General features: G+C 73.1%; 15 protein-coding genes. 4 read left to right on the top strand and 11 right to left on the bottom strand.

Features of this window, described 5'->3' with window-relative positions:
- The first annotated feature begins 31 nt into the window (after window positions 1-31).
- The gene (locus HAV40_RS15525) at window positions 32-1411 is read left to right on the top strand and encodes an MFS transporter (RefSeq protein WP_166381714.1); all 1380 of its coding nucleotides are present in this window, start codon (window positions 32-34) and stop codon (window positions 1409-1411) included.
- A gap of 137 nt (window positions 1412-1548) precedes the next feature.
- Here the strand turns inward: HAV40_RS15525 and HAV40_RS15530 are convergent, their stop codons facing one another.
- The 8 genes from HAV40_RS15530 to HAV40_RS15565 form a co-directional block, all read right to left on the bottom strand.
- Window positions 1549-2208, bottom strand: a complete 660-nt coding sequence (locus HAV40_RS15530; protein ID WP_166381716.1) for an O-methyltransferase — start codon at window positions 2206-2208, stop codon at window positions 1549-1551.
- Window positions 2209-2324: 116 nt separating this feature from the next.
- On the bottom strand, window positions 2325-2948 hold the full coding sequence (locus HAV40_RS15535; RefSeq protein ID WP_166381718.1) for a Maf family protein: 624 nt from the start codon (window positions 2946-2948) through the stop codon (window positions 2325-2327).
- A gap of 172 nt (window positions 2949-3120) precedes the next feature.
- On the bottom strand, window positions 3121-4263 hold the full coding sequence (locus tag HAV40_RS15540; protein ID WP_166381720.1) for a S8 family peptidase: 1143 nt from the start codon (window positions 4261-4263) through the stop codon (window positions 3121-3123).
- Window positions 4260-5606 (bottom strand): hypothetical protein, encoded by a 1347-nt coding sequence (locus HAV40_RS15545; protein ID WP_166381722.1) that lies wholly within the window; start codon window positions 5604-5606, stop codon window positions 4260-4262. Before HAV40_RS15545 ends, HAV40_RS15540 begins: the two co-directional genes overlap by 4 nt.
- Window positions 5606-6172: a hypothetical protein gene (locus HAV40_RS15550; RefSeq protein WP_166381724.1), complete on the bottom strand. Its 567-nt coding sequence runs from the start codon at window positions 6170-6172 to the stop codon at window positions 5606-5608. The genes HAV40_RS15545 and HAV40_RS15550 overlap by 1 nt, the downstream gene beginning before the upstream one ends.
- A gap of 136 nt (window positions 6173-6308) precedes the next feature.
- Complete coding sequence (locus HAV40_RS15555) at window positions 6309-6509, bottom strand: acyl-CoA carboxylase subunit epsilon (protein ID WP_166381726.1); 201 nt, start codon at window positions 6507-6509, stop codon at window positions 6309-6311.
- Window position 6510: 1 nt separating this feature from the next.
- Complete coding sequence (locus HAV40_RS15560) at window positions 6511-7473, bottom strand: NYN domain-containing protein (RefSeq protein WP_166381728.1); 963 nt, start codon at window positions 7471-7473, stop codon at window positions 6511-6513.
- Between the two features lie 77 nt (window positions 7474-7550).
- Window positions 7551-9134, bottom strand: a complete 1584-nt coding sequence (locus HAV40_RS15565; RefSeq protein ID WP_166382014.1) for an acyl-CoA carboxylase subunit beta — start codon at window positions 9132-9134, stop codon at window positions 7551-7553.
- A gap of 141 nt (window positions 9135-9275) precedes the next feature.
- On the opposite strand from HAV40_RS15565, the gene HAV40_RS15570 reads away from it, so the two are divergent.
- From HAV40_RS15570 to HAV40_RS15580, 3 genes are all read left to right on the top strand, one after another.
- Window positions 9276-9950, top strand: coding sequence for a hypothetical protein (locus HAV40_RS15570; protein ID WP_166381730.1), 675 nt, complete (start codon window positions 9276-9278; stop codon window positions 9948-9950).
- Window positions 9951-10058: 108 nt separating this feature from the next.
- Entirely contained in the window at window positions 10059-10850 is a 792-nt protein-coding gene (locus tag HAV40_RS15575; protein ID WP_166381732.1) for a biotin--[acetyl-CoA-carboxylase] ligase, read from the top strand.
- A 275-nt stretch (window positions 10851-11125) separates the two neighbouring features.
- Window positions 11126-11674, top strand: a complete 549-nt coding sequence (locus HAV40_RS15580) for a PH domain-containing protein (protein ID WP_166381734.1) — start codon at window positions 11126-11128, stop codon at window positions 11672-11674.
- A gap of 6 nt (window positions 11675-11680) precedes the next feature.
- On the opposite strand, the gene HAV40_RS15585 is transcribed toward HAV40_RS15580, so the two are convergent.
- The 3 genes from HAV40_RS15585 to HAV40_RS38450 all read right to left on the bottom strand — a co-directional run bounded on the left by HAV40_RS15585 (window position 11681) and on the right by HAV40_RS38450 (window position 15813).
- The gene (locus HAV40_RS15585) at window positions 11681-12403 is read right to left on the bottom strand and encodes a GtrA family protein (RefSeq protein ID WP_166382016.1); all 723 of its coding nucleotides are present in this window, start codon (window positions 12401-12403) and stop codon (window positions 11681-11683) included.
- Window positions 12404-12483: 80 nt separating this feature from the next.
- On the bottom strand, window positions 12484-12999 hold the full coding sequence (locus HAV40_RS15590; protein ID WP_166381736.1) for a GtrA family protein: 516 nt from the start codon (window positions 12997-12999) through the stop codon (window positions 12484-12486).
- Between the two features lie 9 nt (window positions 13000-13008).
- Entirely contained in the window at window positions 13009-15813 is a 2805-nt protein-coding gene (locus tag HAV40_RS38450; RefSeq protein ID WP_166381738.1) for a sigma-70 family RNA polymerase sigma factor, read from the bottom strand.
- Between the last annotated feature and the right edge of the window lie 142 nt (window positions 15814-15955).

The following is a 15955-nucleotide window of genomic DNA, read 5'->3' on the forward strand; positions in this document are numbered from 1 at the left end:
GGGGCACCTGTAAGGAGCGTAGCTTCGTCAGGTGCCCCGGCTCTCGCGTGACCTCGCCACCTGGTTGATCTACCTGCAGCTGGGGCTCTGGGGCTACTTCAACTACGGCTTCGGCCCGATCGTCCCGCTGCTGCGCGACGAGCAGGGCACCTCCGCCGCCGTCGCCGGGCTGCACAGCACCGCCATCGCGGTCGGCGCCGTCGCGGGCGGCGCGCTCTACCCCCACCTGTCCCGCCGCTTCGGGCGCGGGCAGGTCCTCTGGGCCTGCCAGGCCGTCATCGCGGCCTGCGTACTCGGCTACGTGCTGCTGCCCGCATACTTCGCGGTCACCATCGGCCTCACCATCGTCACCGCGACCGCCGGGATCGCCGCGATCGGCGGCATCGTCTCCGCGCTGTCCGAGCGCCACGGCCCGGCCGGTCCCGCCGCGATCAGCGAGGCCAACGCGGTCGCCTGCGCCGCCGGGCTGGTCGCCCCGCTGGTCATCGGCGCGGCCATGCGCGCCGGGCTGGGCTGGCGCGCCGGTCTCGCGCTGCTGGTCGCGCTGATCGCCCTGGTCGCGGCCCTCGCCAAAATCAAGGGTGTACGCATCCCGTCCGGCCTTCCCGCCAATCCACCGCTGACTCTCGCCACGGACGGCCGCGCATTCGCGGACGCGGCCGGGCCGGTCGCCCCTCTGGAGGGCGGCCGGGCACCCCGGGACGCGGCGGACCCGGCCGCGAGCGGCGGCGCTCCTGCCGCCGTCGTGACCGACGGGCTGCCCACCGCGATCGAGCCGCAGATCGTCTCCGCCGCGTCGGCCGTGCCGCTGGCGAAGGGCGGTCGGCCGCCGTTGCCGACGGCGTACTGGCTGGCCTGGGGCATGATGACGGTCACCGGCGCGGTCGAGGTCGTGCTGTCCATGTGGACCGCCGAGGTGCTGCGCGACCAGGTCGGCATGTCCCCGGGCGGGGCCACGGCCGTCATGTCGGCGATCGTCGGCGGCATGTTCGCCGGGCGGCTGGCCGGGGCCCGGATCGCGCTGCGGCTGCCGTCGATCCCGCTCTACCTGGGCGCGCTGGTGCTGAGCCTGGCCGGGTTCGCCCTGTTCTGGAGCGCGGGCAGCGCGGTGACGGCGGTGGCGGGGCTGGTCGTCGTCGGGCTCGGCAACGCCATGCACTACCCACTGGCGATCTCGCTGGCGGTGGCCGCCGCACCGGGTCAAGCGGACCGGGCCGCCGGGGTCGCGTCGTACTCGATGGCGGTCAGCTTCGGCGCGGGCCCGCTGCTGCTCGGCCTGGTCGCCGACCAGGTCGGCGCACACGCCGCCTTCCTGTTCATCCCGGTGCTCATCGCCGGCGCGGCCCTGCTGGCCTGGCGCTTCGCCACCACCACCCGCGCCCCGCTCAACGCCGCCCTCGACCCGGCCTGACCCCGCCCCGCTCAACGCCGCCTCGATCCACGTCGCCACGATGAAGATCGCTGTCTGCGGTCAAAACCTTGTGTTTAACCGCAGCTCTTGACCGCAAACAGCGATCATGCCCCGAGGCGTGCCGACGGGTCAGGGGGTCAGCGTTTGCGGGCGAGGGTTACGCCGTCGGAGAAGGGGAGCATGACGACGTCGACGCGGTCGTCGGCGGCGGCCTTGGCGTTGAAGGCGATCAGGGCGGCTGTCGAGGAGTCCTTCGGCTTCTCGTCCAGGACGTGGCCGGACCACAGCACGTTGTCGACGATCAGCAGCCCGCCGGGGCGCATACGCGGCACCAGGGCGTCCCAGTACGCGGCGTAGCCCTCCTTGTCGGCGTCGATGAAGGCCAGGTCGAGGTGCGGTTCGGCGGGCAGGGCGGCCAGGCCTTCAGCGGCGGGGCCGAGGCGCAGCTCGATCCGGTCGTCGAGCCCGGCCCGCTGCCAGTAGCGCTGCGCGATGGCCGTGTACTCCGCCGAGATGTCGAAGCAGATCAGCCTGCCGCCCTCGGCCAGCCCCCGGCCGATGGCCAGCGAGGACATGCCCGTGAACGTGCCCACCTCGACCGCGTGCCGACCGCCGGTCAGCCGGGTCAGCATGGTCAGCAGCGCGGCGTACTCGGGCTCGATCTGCATGCGCGAAGCGCCGCCGGTGGCCCGCAGCGTCTCGGCGACCAGGTCACGCTCCAGGTCGCCGGGCGGGGTGCCGTGCGCGACGACGTAATCGTGCAGCTCGTCGGTGACCGTGATGAAGGCGCGGCCCATGACTCCTCCTCGCTCCGCTCGCCGTCAGCGCTCGCTGACGCGGCAACTCGCACCCGCCGTCGGCGCCGGCCGAGGGGCGGGTCGGCTCACAAGGCGACCCTATGCCAGGCGGATGGTCAGCGCTCGCGCCACAGTTCGGTGATCGGGATGTCCAGCGTGGCGAGCAGGCGGCGCAGCAGCGGCAGGGACAGCCCGACGACGTTGCTGTGGTCGCCCTCGATGCGCTCGACGAAGGGGCCGCCCAGCCCGTCGATGGTGAAGGAGCCGGCGACCCACAGCGGCTCGCCGGTGGCGACGTACGCCTCGATCTCGGCGTCGCTGAGGTCGGCGAAGTGGACCACGGTCGAGCCGACCTCCTCGGCGATCCGGCCGCTGGGCAGTTCCACCAGGCAGTGGCCGGTGTGCAGCACCCCGCTGCGGCCGCGCATGGCCTGCCAGCGCTTGATCGCGTCCTCGGCGTCGTCGGGTTTGCCGAGGATCTGGCCGTCGAAGGCGAGCACCGAGTCGCAGCCGAGCACCAGGGCGCGCTCCGGCGCGGCGGCGCTGTGCCGCAGGCGCTGCTCGACGGCGTGCGCCTTCATCCGGGCGAGCACCCCGCTCAGGGCTTCGGCCGTGGTCGCCTCGACGGCGTCCTCGTCGACCCCGCTGACGATGACCTCGGCGTCGATGCCCGCCGCGTCGAGCAGGGTGCGGCGGGCCGGGCTTGCCGAGGCGAGGATGAAGGTCGGTCGAGCTGCCATGCACGGCAGCGTACCGGCCGTCGATCGGTGCGCTCGCCACCCGTGCCGAGCCCGGCGCGGCCGCGCGTCGGGCTCCGGCAGGCAAGATCGCCGTTTCGTGTCCAAAGACGAGGTCAGGCCGCAGATTTCGACACGAAACGGCGATCTTGCCAGGGTCGCTTCGAAGGTCAGGTCAGCGTCGTCGGCGCAGGGCCAGGAACACCACGACGGCGACGATCGCCAGCAGAACCCCGCCGACGAGCAGGATCAGCAGGAGGGTGACACCGGTGAGGCCTCCGGCGCCGGGGTTCGGCATGGTGATGGCACTCGTCAGGGTGGCCTCGGCCGAAGGCGCCGCCGTGGGTGCGGCGGCCGATGCCGCAGGTGCGGTGAGCGCCGCGACCGGGTCGATGACGCCGAAGCCGTAGTCGCGGTCCCGGCCGGGAGCGCCCTTGTCCACGGCGGTACGGGTCATCCGCTCCAGCACCTGGTCAGCGGTGAGCTGCGGATACTTCGACCACACCAGGGCCGCGACACCGGCCGTGATGGCGGTCGCCGGGCTGGTGCCGCTGGAGCGCCGGTACTGCGTGTTCGCGGATGTGTTGATGCGGCTGGTGCTGGTGATGTCGACGCCGGGCGCGACCAGCTGCACCTCGTCACCGCGTACCGAGACGGGCGCGACCGTGCCCTTCTGGTCGACCGCGCCGACCGCGACCGCGCCGGGGTACCGGCCCGGGGCCGCGACGTAGTAGTCCTTCGGCTGGTTGCCCGCGGCGGCGATGACCAGCACGCCTGCGGCGTGGGCGCGTTCCACCGACTTGATCAGCACGGAGGAGTCGCCCGAGGGGGCCGACTCCGAGATCGAGATGATCTTCACGCCGCGCTTGACGGCCTCGTCGATGCCGATGGCGATGGCGTCGCCGCCGCCGTGGCCCTTGGCCGTGGAGATGCGGATCGGCAGCACCTTCGCCTTCGGCGCGATGCCGAGCACGCCTTCCTTGCCGCCCGCGCCGTGGCCGTGGCCCGCGATCAGCCCGGCCATGCTGCTGCCGTGGCCCTCGTCGTCGCCCCAGCCGTCGCCGTCGCCGCCGACGATCGTGTCGAAGCCCTTGAGCACGTTGCCGGTGAGGTCGGGGTGCTTGCCCTCGACGCCGCTGTCGATGACGGCGACGGTCACCCCTTCGCCCTGGCTGATGGCGTGCGCCTGGGCGATGCGCAGGAACGGCAGGTGCCACTGGTCGTCGCGGTACCGGTCGGCGAGGGCGGGACTGCCCACGCCGACCGTGGTGGCGGCGGCGAGCAGGCTCACCGCCGCCAGACGTGCGGCGAATCTCATCGAGTGAGCCCGATCGCCGGACCGGGGTCGACCGGACCGGGCGCGTCCGGCGCGTCCAGCACCGGCGCCCCGCCCGCGTCCACGGCCCACAGGGTGTCCGGGTCGAAGTCGGGATCGTTGTCGTCGCGGCGCCTGCCCGCGCCGTGCGCCCCGCCCATGGGCCCGCCGACGTTGGTTCCGCGACCGCCGGCGGCACCGGGCGCGCCGCCCATGGGCGCGCCGAAGCCGCTGGCCCCGCGGCCACCGGTGGCGCCTACCGCGCCGCGGCCGCTGACCGTGCCCGCCGCGCCGCGCCCGCCCAGGCCACCGGCACCGCCGGGGCCGCCGATCATGCCGCCGACCGGGTTGGTGCGCGCGCCCACGGCACCGGCGCGAGCGCCCATGCCGCCGCCGGGTGCGCCGCCGATGACCCCGCCCGCGGGCATCGCGCGCGGCACGCCCGCGTTCGGGCCGAGACCGCCGATGACCGGGCTGCCCGGCACCGGCCTGCCCACCCCGGGCAGGCCCGGGACCGGCGGTGGAGCGCCGATGACGCCGAGTGGCGGCGTGCCACCCAGCGGCGGTGTGCCACCGGGGGTGACCGGGCCGGGCACACCCGGGATCGTGGGCGTGGGCGTGGTGGGAGCCGGAGCCAGTCCGGTCAGGTCAGGGCCGGTGGTGATCGGCATCGGAGCCAGCGTGGCCCCGGAGACGCTGGGTGCCGGGGCGACGGAGCCGCCGAACGGCGTCACCGGCGGGATGACCGGCGGCACCACGCCGCCGTAGTCGGTCTCGTTCTCGCCACGGTGCCCGACCGGCGGCAGGTACGGCCGGGGCGGGGCCATGCTGACCCGGACCAGGGACAGGTCGGCGGACAGCCCGCGCATCACGTCCCGGGCCTCGGCCAGCTTGCCCTGCAGGTACTTCTCCGGCGTCTGTCCACTCGGGAGCGGGGTCGGCTCGCCGTTGCGCACCGCGCGATCGATGCGGTTGTAGTCGTCGCGGATCGGCTGGAGCTTGCGCTCGGCCTCGTAGAACGCCGCCGGGATGTCGCGGGAGTACTGGTGGTTCTGGGTGGACACGCGGGCCACGTCCTCGACCGCGACGATCAGCTCGTCGAGCTTGGCGAGGTACGCCTTGGCGGCGTCACTGGACTCCGGCGGCCAGGCCTGCGCCAGCTTCTCCCGGTACGTCTGCAGGCGGCTCTTGTGCAGGTAGGCCAGCTCACCGGCCCGCTTCCAGCCGGACGCCTGGGTGTAGTGGGGCGCGAGCTGGCGGCCCGCCGTCAGGTCCCACATCTCCTGCATCGACTTGCCGTACCAGTTGGTGCCGGCTGGTGCCCGGTCCTCGGGTGGGATGCCCATCAGTAGTCCCCTCCGGTGTCGGTCGCCGTGCCGCCCGTGGGCGTGACCTGCGGGATGGTGGTGGCCGACGGGGTCGTGCCGGGCGTCTGCGCGGTGGGCGGCTGCGTGGTCGCGGGCACCTGCGCGGTGGTGGGCACCGACACGGTCAGGTTGCGGTTCACGTCCTGCGCCTTGGCCGCGCCGAGCGCGTCGGCCTCGCCGTACTTCTTGCTGATCTCGCGGGCCGCGGCGACGAACGCCAGCACCGCCTGGTCGTGCTTGAGCAGCGCGTCGGAGGTCTGCACCAGCAGCTCCCGCTGCCAGCCCAGGCTGGAGCACAGCTCGATGAAGTCGGCGTGCGGGTCGGCGACCTTGGCCGACATGTCCTTGAAGACCTCGTCCGCGTGCGGCCGGTAGTCCTTGGTGTGCTCCGTCTCCAGCGCTTCGGCGAAGTCGACCAGGCTCTGCAGGTCGACGGCGAGGGAACCCTCGTCGTAACCCGTCATCGCGTTCGACTTGGTGTACCCGCTCTCGCGACCGTAGTCACGTAGCCAGGCAGGCCCTTTGTCCTCTTCGGGCAGACCCATCTCGCACGCCCTCCCCAGGGGTTCCTCGTCCGCGATCGGCGGTGCCGCGGTCAGTGACCAACGCGGTCCAGCACTGGCAGACTACCGAAATGGGGCAAGGATGCACACCGGGCTATCGGTCGTGCTCCTCCGCTGGTCAGCGAGGCAGGCCGGAGCGCCGCCACGCGCCGGGTCCGGCGGCGGTCACCGCGGGCAGCCCGCTGCGCCACCATGCCGACACCTCCGCCGGGGGTACGGCACCCGACGCGGGACGCGCTGACAGCACCGCCACCAGCGCCGCGACCTCCTCGGCCGTCGGTGTGCCACGTTCGATCCGGATCACCGGCTGTTCCGTCATCTCAACCCTCCCCGTTCGGCCTGGCGAGACCGAACTCCCGATACACCCGTGACCAGAAGCCGTCGCGGACCCACAGCCGTGCCTTCTCGAACGGGCGCAGCGAGATGCCCAGTTCCTTCTCCGCCTCCACCAGCAGCTCCTTGTCGATGACCGTCGGCAGCAGCGGACCCGGCAGCAGGTCGCCGATGTTGTCACGGCCCCGGGTGAGGATCCACTTCTGGGCCACGTACTCGCCGATCTCGACGATCTCCAGGCGGTCCGGCGGCTGCGGGTGCGCGCGCCGCGCGGCGGGCACCGGGCGGGGCTCCGGGGGAGCCGAGACCTGCGCGGCGGGCAGCGCGATCGCGGGGCGGCCGGAGAACACCTCGGCGGGTGTGGGGGTACGGATCCGTCCCGTCGGCGCGAAGTACGGCCGGACGAACTCCGCGTCCAGCGTGTACACCGTGTCGCTCTCCCAGACCAGCCGCTCGGCCTGGTTGGTGCCGTACGGCGGCTCGACGCCCCACAGGTGCACCCGCACCCCGTAGCTCTGCGCGGCCTCGACCGCGGACAGCATGTCCTCGTCGCCCGCGACCAGCACCGCGTCGGTGACCGAGCGGTGCCTGGCCAGCGTCTCCAGGTCGCTGCGGATCTGCGCGTCCACGCCCTTCTGCTGCCCGCGCAGGTTCAGGTTGCCCAGCCGCAGTTTCACCTGCGCCATCTGCGCGATGACGCGCTGGTCGATGGTGGGCACGCGGTCGCGCGCCGCGTCGAACCAGTACAGCCGCAGCAGGTCCGCGCCCAGCCCGCTGGCCGCCTGCGCGATGAGGGCATGAATCATCCGCTCGGCGTCCACTTTGAACTCCGAGCGGTTCGACGTGCCCAGCAGCAGTTCACCGGAGGCCGCGTACAGGTAGCCCACGTCGACCAGCACCGTGTACCGGCGCGGCAGCAGGTGACGATCGGCGGGTTCCTGCACGGACATCCCGACATCGTGACACAGCGACGGGTCGGCGTGAACGTTCTGCCACATGACCGTCACTCAGCGGTTAACGGTCGCCGTCACAGCGGGATGTTTCCATGCTTCTTGGGCGGCAGCGTCTCCCGCTTGGCGGCCAGCGCGCGCAGCCCCCGCACGATGTGCGCGCGGGTCGCCGACGGCCGGATCACCGCGTCGACGTAACCGCGCTCGGCGGCGACGTACGGGTTGGCCAGGGCGTCCTCGTACTCGTCGATCAGCTCGGCGCGGCGGGCCACCGGATCGTCGGCCGCGGCCAGCTCCGCGCGGTGCAGGATGTTGACCGCGCCCTGCGCTCCCATCACGGCGATCTGCGCCGTCGGCCAGGCGAAGTTGAGGTCCGCGCCGAGGTGCTTGGACCCCATGACGTCGTACGCGCCGCCGTACGCCTTGCGGGTGATCACGGTGATCTTCGGGACGGTGGCCTCGGCGTACGCGTAGATGAGCTTGGCCCCCCGGCGGATGATGCCGTCCCACTCCTGGCTCGTGCCGGGCAGGAAGCCGGGCACGTCCACGAAGGTCAGCACGGGGATGTTGAACGCGTCACAGGTGCGCACGAAGCGCGCGGCCTTCTCCGACGCGGCGATGTCCAGGCAGCCCGCGAAGTGCATCGGCTGGTTGGCGACCACGCCGACCGGCCGCCCCTCGACCCGGCCGAACCCGGTCAGGATGTTCTGCGCGTACAGCGGCTGCACTTCCAGGAACTCGCCGTCGTCGAGGATCGACTCCAGCACCGCGTGCATGTCGTAGGGCTGGTTCGCCGAGTCCGGGATCAGCGTGTCCAGCTCGGTGTCGGTGTCGCTGACGGCCAGGTCGGCGGCCACCGGCCAGACCGGCGCGGCGTCCAGGTTGTTGCTCGGCAGGTACGCCAGCAGCGACTTCACGTAGTCGACCGCGTCCTGCTCGTCGGAGGCCAGGTAGTGCGCGTTGCCGCTCTTGGTGTTGTGCGTGCGCGCCCCGCCCAGTTCCTCCATGCCCACGTCCTCGCCGGTCACCGTCTTGATGACGTCCGGACCCGTGATGAACATGTGCGACGTCTGGTCGACCATCACCGTGAAGTCGGTGACCGCGGGGGAGTACACCGCACCGCCCGCGCACGGGCCCATGACCAGCGAGATCTGCGGGATGACCCCCGACGCGCGCACGTTGCGGAAGAAGATCTCGCCGTACAGCCCGAGCGAGACCACACCCTCCTGGATGCGCGCCCCGCCGGAGTCGTTGATCCCGACGACCGGGCACCCGGTCTTCATCGCCAGGTCCATCACCTTGACGATCTTCTCGCCGAACACCTCGCCCAGCGACCCGCCGAACACGGTGAAGTCCTGCGCGAACACGCACACCGGCCGCCCGTCCACGGTGCCGTACCCGGTGACCACGCCGTCGCCGTAGGGCCGGTTGCGCTCCTGCCCGAAGGCCGTCGACCGGTGCCTGGCCAGCTCGTCGAGCTCTACGAACGACCCCTCGTCGAGCAGCATCGCGATCCGCTCGCGCGCGGTCTTCTTGCCCCGCGCGTGCTGCTTGTCCACTGCCCGCGCCGACCCGGCGTGCACGGCCTCCTCGACCCGCCGCTCGAAGTCCGCAAGCTTGCCCGCCGTGGTCCGCGCGTCGACCCGGCCTTTGTCCGGCACCGTAGTAGTCACGCCCCGGACTCTATAGCCCGCCTGAACCCCCGTTCAGTCATCTACACCACACCCCGGTACCGGCTCCGTTCGGGCCATCGGTCATGGGTCGTTCGTTTCGTCCGGTTCGGGCGAATCGTTGAGATTGTTGTGACGACGTTGTTCGGGGTGCTGCTGCTGGTGGGCGGCTTTACGGTGCTCGCCGTGGTGCGGCCGTGGCAGTCGGACGACCGCGGCGAACCCGACCCGCCCGCCGGGCGCGGTTCCCCGCGCACGCGGCCGCGTCCGGGACCGCGCCGGACCGCACCGCCGACGGCCACCAGCGCCCGCGCCGACCGCGCGGCCGCAGCGAGCGCCCTCGCCGAGCCCGCTGCCGAGACGTCCCGCGCCGCGACGAGCGGCACGGCGGCGAGCGGCACGGCCGCGAGCAGCAAAGTCGCGAGCGGCACGGCGACCCGCCCCGCGAGCCGCCCGCGACCCCGGTCCCTCGCGACCGGCCCTGCCGCAGCCTCACCCACGGACTCGGCTGCCGAGGGCTCGCCTGGACCGGCCAAGGCTGACGCAAGCTCGTCCGACGTGAGCCAGCCTGCTACCGGCACCCCTGCGCCGGTGGTCGCGCTGAAGCCCCGGCCCGCCGCGCGCCGGGCGGAGCCGCAGCCCGGTGACGCCTCGTCGCGCCACCACCGGGTCGAGACCATCCAGCGGGGCCGCCGGGTGTCCGCCGCGACGGCCGGCGGGACGGAGATCGTGCTTCCTGAGTGGCTGGGCCCGATGTCGATGACCGACGCCGATCCCGTCCCGGCCCGCGCCCGGCACGCGGGCTGACGCGCGGCCTGCACCGGTCGCTCCTTAAGAAGAGTTCCGAAGTAAGGCGACCAGCCGAATCTTCGCGTCGACCCGGCTGCCGCCGGGCCGGCTGGGTACGCTCCGGCGGTGGAACCGAGCAGATCACCGCTGGAGCCGGACCGTCTCGCGGTCCTGACCCGCTGGCAGGTCGAGGTGCTGGCGCAGACCGGCTCGACGAACGCCGACGTGGCCGCCGCGGCGCGCGACGGCGCGGGCGAGGGGCTGGTGGTGACCGCCGAGGCGCAGACCGCCGGGCGCGGCCGGCTCGGGCGCACGTGGGTGTCCCCGCCCCGCGCCGGGCTGGCGGTGTCCGTGCTGCTGCGGCCCGCCCCGGACGTCTCGCGCTGGGGCTGGCTCCCGCTGCTCGCCGGGGTCGCGCTGGCCGAGGCGGTGCGTGCGGTGACGGGGCTGGAGTCCGCCCTGAAGTGGCCCAACGATCTCCTGATCGGCGGCGGCAAGTGCGCGGGGCTGCTGGCCGAGGTGCCGGTGCCTGGCGTGGTGGTGATCGGCATCGGGTTGAACGTGAGCCTGACGGCCGACGAGCTGCCGGACACCCCGACCGGACTGCCCGCGACGTCGCTGCTGCTGGCGGGCGCTGCGCAGGTGGACCGGACCGAGCTGCTGGCCGTGCTGCTGGAGCGGCTGGGCGCGCGCTACGACGCCTGGCGGCAGGCGGGCGGTGACCCGGACACCAGCGGCCTGCGGGACGCGTACCTGCGGTTGTGTGGGACGCTCGGGCGGCAGGTGTCGGTGATCCTGCCGGGCGCCACGGACCTCACCGGCGAGGCGGTGACCGTGGACACCGACGGCCGCCTCGTCGTGCGCACCGGGGCGGGTGACCGTCCGGTCGCGGCGGGCGACGTCGTCCACCTGCGCTGAACCGCGCTACGTACCGGTACCGCGCTCGCACCTCGCACCATCCGCGACTGGAGAGCGCTCGTTTCGCCGACGCTCCAGCGTCCCGAAACGAGCACGCCGATTCGCGCACACACCGCTCCCGCGACTACAGCGCGTTCGGTGAGCGCTACCGCCGGGAACCGACAGACCGATTGCCGACGGAGCACCGATGGCGGATGGCAGGGCGTCGCCTGGTGGAACTACCCTGCTCGCGGACAATCGTGCGTTTGATCGCAGGCTGTAACGAGGAGGCACGGATGGCGTTCCCTGAGGACGTGTTGACCGCGGACGAGCACGTGGTGCTCGACCTGCACCCCCACTGGAAGGCCATGATCCGGCCGGTGACGGTCCTGGTGCTGGCGGTGGCCGCGGTGATCGCCGCGCTGCTGTTCGACCTCGACGCGATGCTGGTCTACATCGTGGCGGGCCTGGCCGTCGTCGCGGTGGCCTGGCTGACGTTCTGGCCGTGGCTGGTCTGGCGCACCACGCACTACGTGCTGACCAACGAGCGCGTGCTGCTGCAGACCGGTGTCTTCTCGCGGGACCGCCGGGACATCCCGCTGTCGCGGGTCAACGACCACGCGATGAGCCAGAAGTTCATCGAGCGGCTGCTGGGCTGCGGCACGCTGACCATCGAGTCGGCGGGCGAGCGCGGGCAGTCGGTGCTCAACGACATCCCGCACGTCGAGAAGGTGCAGACGACGCTGTACGAGCTGGTCGAGGCCGACCGGGACGCGCACTCGTACAACGACAACGAGCGCCCGGCCGCCCCGGTCCAGCAGACCAAGGTCGAAGAGAAGCAGTGACGCAGGCTACCGCTCTGGGCGCGGCTTCGCGCGCGTGAGCTCCTCGGCGAGCTCCGTGTCGGTGAACTCCGCGTCCAGGGCGGCCAGCTGCTCGGCGGCCCGGTTGTCGGCCGCGAACTCGGCCTCCAGCGGGGCGGTGAGCCTGGCGAAGTCGTCGGGGCGCACCTGTGCGGGCACCGGCACTCCGGCCAGCGCGCTCGCGGCGGCCTCCGCGTCGACCAGCTCCTCGACGCTGTCGACGTGCACGTGCGCGGGGCCGAAGTCGGCGTCGACGCCACCGGCCGCGACGGCGACCTGGTTCGCGGGGGCGAACACGAACGTGCGGTACGTGTAGAAGCGGAAGATCGTGCCGAGCACCAGGCCCAGGAGCTTGGCCGCGTTGAGCGCGAGCAGGCCGTGCAGGCCCAGCGCGTACTTGGTGGCGCCCATGATGGCCAGCTCGATGGCCAGGCCCGCGGCGTTGAACAGCACGAACAGCATGAACTCGCGGCCCATGGCCTGGCTCATCCGGTCGCGGTAGGTCCAGTGCCGGTTCATCAGGTAGGACGTCACCATCGCCACGACGGTCGCCACGACGTTGGCCTTGAGCTGGCCGGTCGGGAAGATCGTCAGCACCAGGGCGTTCAGCACCACGAAGTTGACCACGGTGTTCACACCGCCGACGATGGCGAACTTCAGGGCCTCGGGCCCCATCTTGCGGAGGCGTTCGGGCAACAGGCGATCGAGCATCGTCAGGTCAGGGCGCACTGGGCCACCTTACGCGAGTTGGTGAGGAGGGGGCGGCAGCGCAACTCCGAATGCAAGCCAACTCACCCCACCTGGGCGGGCGCGGGGGCCGGAACGGCCGGTGCCCCGTTGAAGACGAAGCGGCGATACGCCCAGAACCGGAAGACGCTGGCTATACCGGTGCCGAGCAGCATCTTGGCGATGTTGTCGGCCAGCCAGGTGTGGAAGATCCCCGGCCAGATCGCGCCCAGCACGTCGTGGCTCAGCCACACCACCGCGAGCGTGATGCCCAGGCCCACCAGGTTGAAGAAGAAGTACAGCGAGTATTCCCTGGTCAAGCTGGAGCGTTCCCGGTCCCGCCAGGTCCAGTAGCGGTTGCCGAAGAACGCGCCGGTCGCCGCGACCACCGTGGAGATCGCCGCCGCGGCGAGCGGGCCGGTCGGCGAGCGCAGCAGGTTGAAGACGGCGAAATCGACGACGTACGCCGCGCCGCCGACGGCGCCGAACTTGCCCAGCTCGTGGATCAGGTGCCGGAACTGCGCGACCAGCCGCAGCGGCAGTGCTGCGGCGGGTGGCGCGGTCGGCGTCTCGGGGGTCACCCCGCGAGCCTACCGTGCCGCCACGGCAGGGCCTTCCGCCTGCGCGGGCCCGGTGATCACCGCCAGCACTCCCACCTCCATCGGATCGCCGCCCATCCGCAGCTCGGCGGTGCTGCCCACAGGGGCCTTGCCCTCGGCCCGGAGCACGTCCAGTCCCGGGGTGCGCCAGGGGCACAGCCCCGGCACGGTTCGGCAGGCCACCGCCGCGGCTCCGGCGTTGCGGCCGCCGCCGAGGTTGCCCGGCTCGCCCGCCGGGGAGCCGTCGATGAGCAGTTCGTCGCCGGTCAGTTTGAGGTCGCCGTCCCAGAGGGCCAGGCCCACCCGGACCGGTCCCGCGCCGCCCAGCCCGACGCTGGTCGCCACGTCCCCGCGCCCGGCACGGGGGCCCAGGTAGACCGCGGCCTCGCCGCGCGGGGTGTCCCCGTGCTCGTACACCACGGCCAGCGTCCAGCCCGCGAACTGCTTGCGGCCGCGCGGCAGCGGCTCGGCCGGGGCGGTCAGCCACCAGTCCCCGCCGCCGCCCCTGCGCAGCAGCTTGGTCACGTCGGCGAAGCCCTGGGTCAGCGACGTGCCGGACTCGGCATGGCCGAACCGCACCTGCACCGGCTGCCAGTCGCCCTGCGGGCCGTGCAGCGCGACCAGCTCGGGCAGCCGCGCCGCGGAGGCGGCGACCACCAGCCCGGCCCAGCGCACCTTCGCGCCCTCGGGCAGGTCCAGCCGGGCCCCGCTGGCGGCCTTGTCCCCGGCCAGGGACGCGATCGGCCCCTTCGGCCCGGCGGGTCCCGGCTCGTCGAGCAGCCCCGCCGGTGCGGCGGGCTCGCCGACGTCGGGCAGCAGCGGGGACATGTCCAGCACGTTGTTGTCCGTGCCGAGCAGGCACAGCGGGCGGGGCACGCAGGACAGCAGGGTGCTGCCCGCGAGCGCCACGTCTACCCGGCCCCGGGCGGCGTGCCCGAGCCGCAACCCGGACGGTGCGACCGGCACCCGGAACGCGGTGACGCGGTGCCGCTGCCCGTACGTCGCGGTCACGCCTATCTCCTGGAAGCCGCTGACGGTGGCGTCGGCCAGCACGGGCAGCCGGGCCACCGACCGGGCACCCTTCTTCCAGCGCGGCCGGTCGCAGGACGCGCCGGTCGCGGTCGCCTCGCACTGCCAGCCGTCCCCGGCCCCGGTCCCGGCCAGCCGCATGCCTGTGGGCAGTGTCACGTCGATCCGCACCGCCCCGGGCGGCGCGGCGTCCCCCACCGCGGGAGCGAGCCCGGTTTCCGCCGGTGTCGGCGCGGGGGCGACGAAGGAAGCAGGCCGGAGCCGGACCGCCGCCGGTTCGTCGCCCTGCCGGTCGGCAGGCGCGCCGGTGCCGGTGTCCGGCACGTCCATGCCGTCCGTGTCCGGGGAGTCCACGCGGTCGTCGGCGGACGCCCGCACCGGGATGGGCAGGGTGCCTGCCTGGCCCGCCACCAGGTCGACCTCGGTGAACTCCGGCGCGGACACCGCGGCGTCCGGCTCGGCCGGGGGAGTCGGAGCGACCGGCGCGACGGGTGCGGGCGCGGCCGCGGGAGGCGGTTTCGGCACGGTGGCCGGGGCGGGTCGCGCTGGTGGCAGCACCATCGCCGGACCCCGCGTGGTGGGGGCGGGCGGCGACGGCGACGGCCGCGCGGTGGTCGCCGCGGGCGACGGAGCCGGGGGTACGAACACCGGCGGCGCGGCGGGCACCGGCACCGGAACCGGGGCCGCCCGCGACGGCGTGGTGGGCGGCGTGGGCGTGGCCGTCATCGCCACGAACACGATGATCCCGGCGAGTGAGGCCACCCCGAGCCCGGTGCCCGCGACGAGGTTCGCGATGCCGTACCGGCTGATCACGTGGCGGGGCGCGGTCAGCAGCCACCGACCACCGCCGACGGCGAGCACGGCCGTGGTGGCCGCCCGCCCGCGCAGCGTCTGCCACACCTGCGGCCACCACAGCACGAGCGCCCCCCAGGCGGTGGCCAGCCGGCCACCGAGTGCGAGCTTGCCCGCACCGGCCAGGTAGGCGGGCGCGGCGGCCCCCAGTAACAGAGGTGCGACGACGTTGCGCAGGCCCGCGTTCTCCTCGGTCAGCTCGCGGTGCAGGCGGCGGCACTCGGCGCAGCTGGACAGGTGCTCGTCGACCTTGCCCCGGTCGCGTTTGGCCAGCGCGGCCCGTACGTACCCGGCCAGGTGCGCCCCGGTCCAGTGGCAGCGCGGGTTGCCGGTGAGCGCGATGTGCTCCTGTAGATACATCTGCCGCAGACGCTCGCGGGCCCGGTAGGCCAGCGCGGCGACGCCGTTGGGAGTGAGCCCGAGCAGCGGGGCGACCTGCGACGGGCTCTCGCCCTCGACCTCGGTGTGCCAGAGCACGGCCCGCCAGCGTTCGGGCAGCCGGTTGAAGGCGCGGGCCGCGTACGACGTCTCCAGCCGGGAGATGGTCGGGTCGTCGACGGGTTCGGCGGTCTCGTACCGGGTGAGGTCGTCGGTGAGCTCGACGCGCCGCTCGCGCCGGGCCCGGTCGTAGCGGGTGTGCCGCATGGTGGTGAGCAGGTACGCCCGGAAGGCGGTGTCCGGCCCGCCGCCCTTGCGCAGCACCGCCAGCACCTTGGTGAAGGTGTCGGCGATCAGGTCGTCGGCGTCGGCGTGGTCGGTGCTGAGCACCCGCGCCAGCCGCCGTGCCGATTCGAAGTGGCGTTCGTAGAGCAGGCCGAACGCGTCGGTGTCGCCGCCGCGGACGGCGGAGATGAGTTGTGGATCGCTGTTCGGGTCGGTGGGCTGATCCTGGGCAGGGTAAGACGTACTGGTCACGGCCGCCTCCGGGGGGAATGTCACGGTTTCGCCGGCTGCTAGGGACGTTAGACCAATCACCCGATTTGCGGAATATGCGGAGCTCATGATGAAGTCGCGATGGAGCGTTCGCTCGGGCCTGGAACCGGGTATGCGGAGGAGC

Origin of the sequence: Catellatospora methionotrophica, from assembly GCF_011297335.1 — a bacterium.
Taxonomy (GTDB): Bacteria; Actinomycetota; Actinomycetes; order Mycobacteriales; family Micromonosporaceae; genus Catellatospora; species Catellatospora methionotrophica.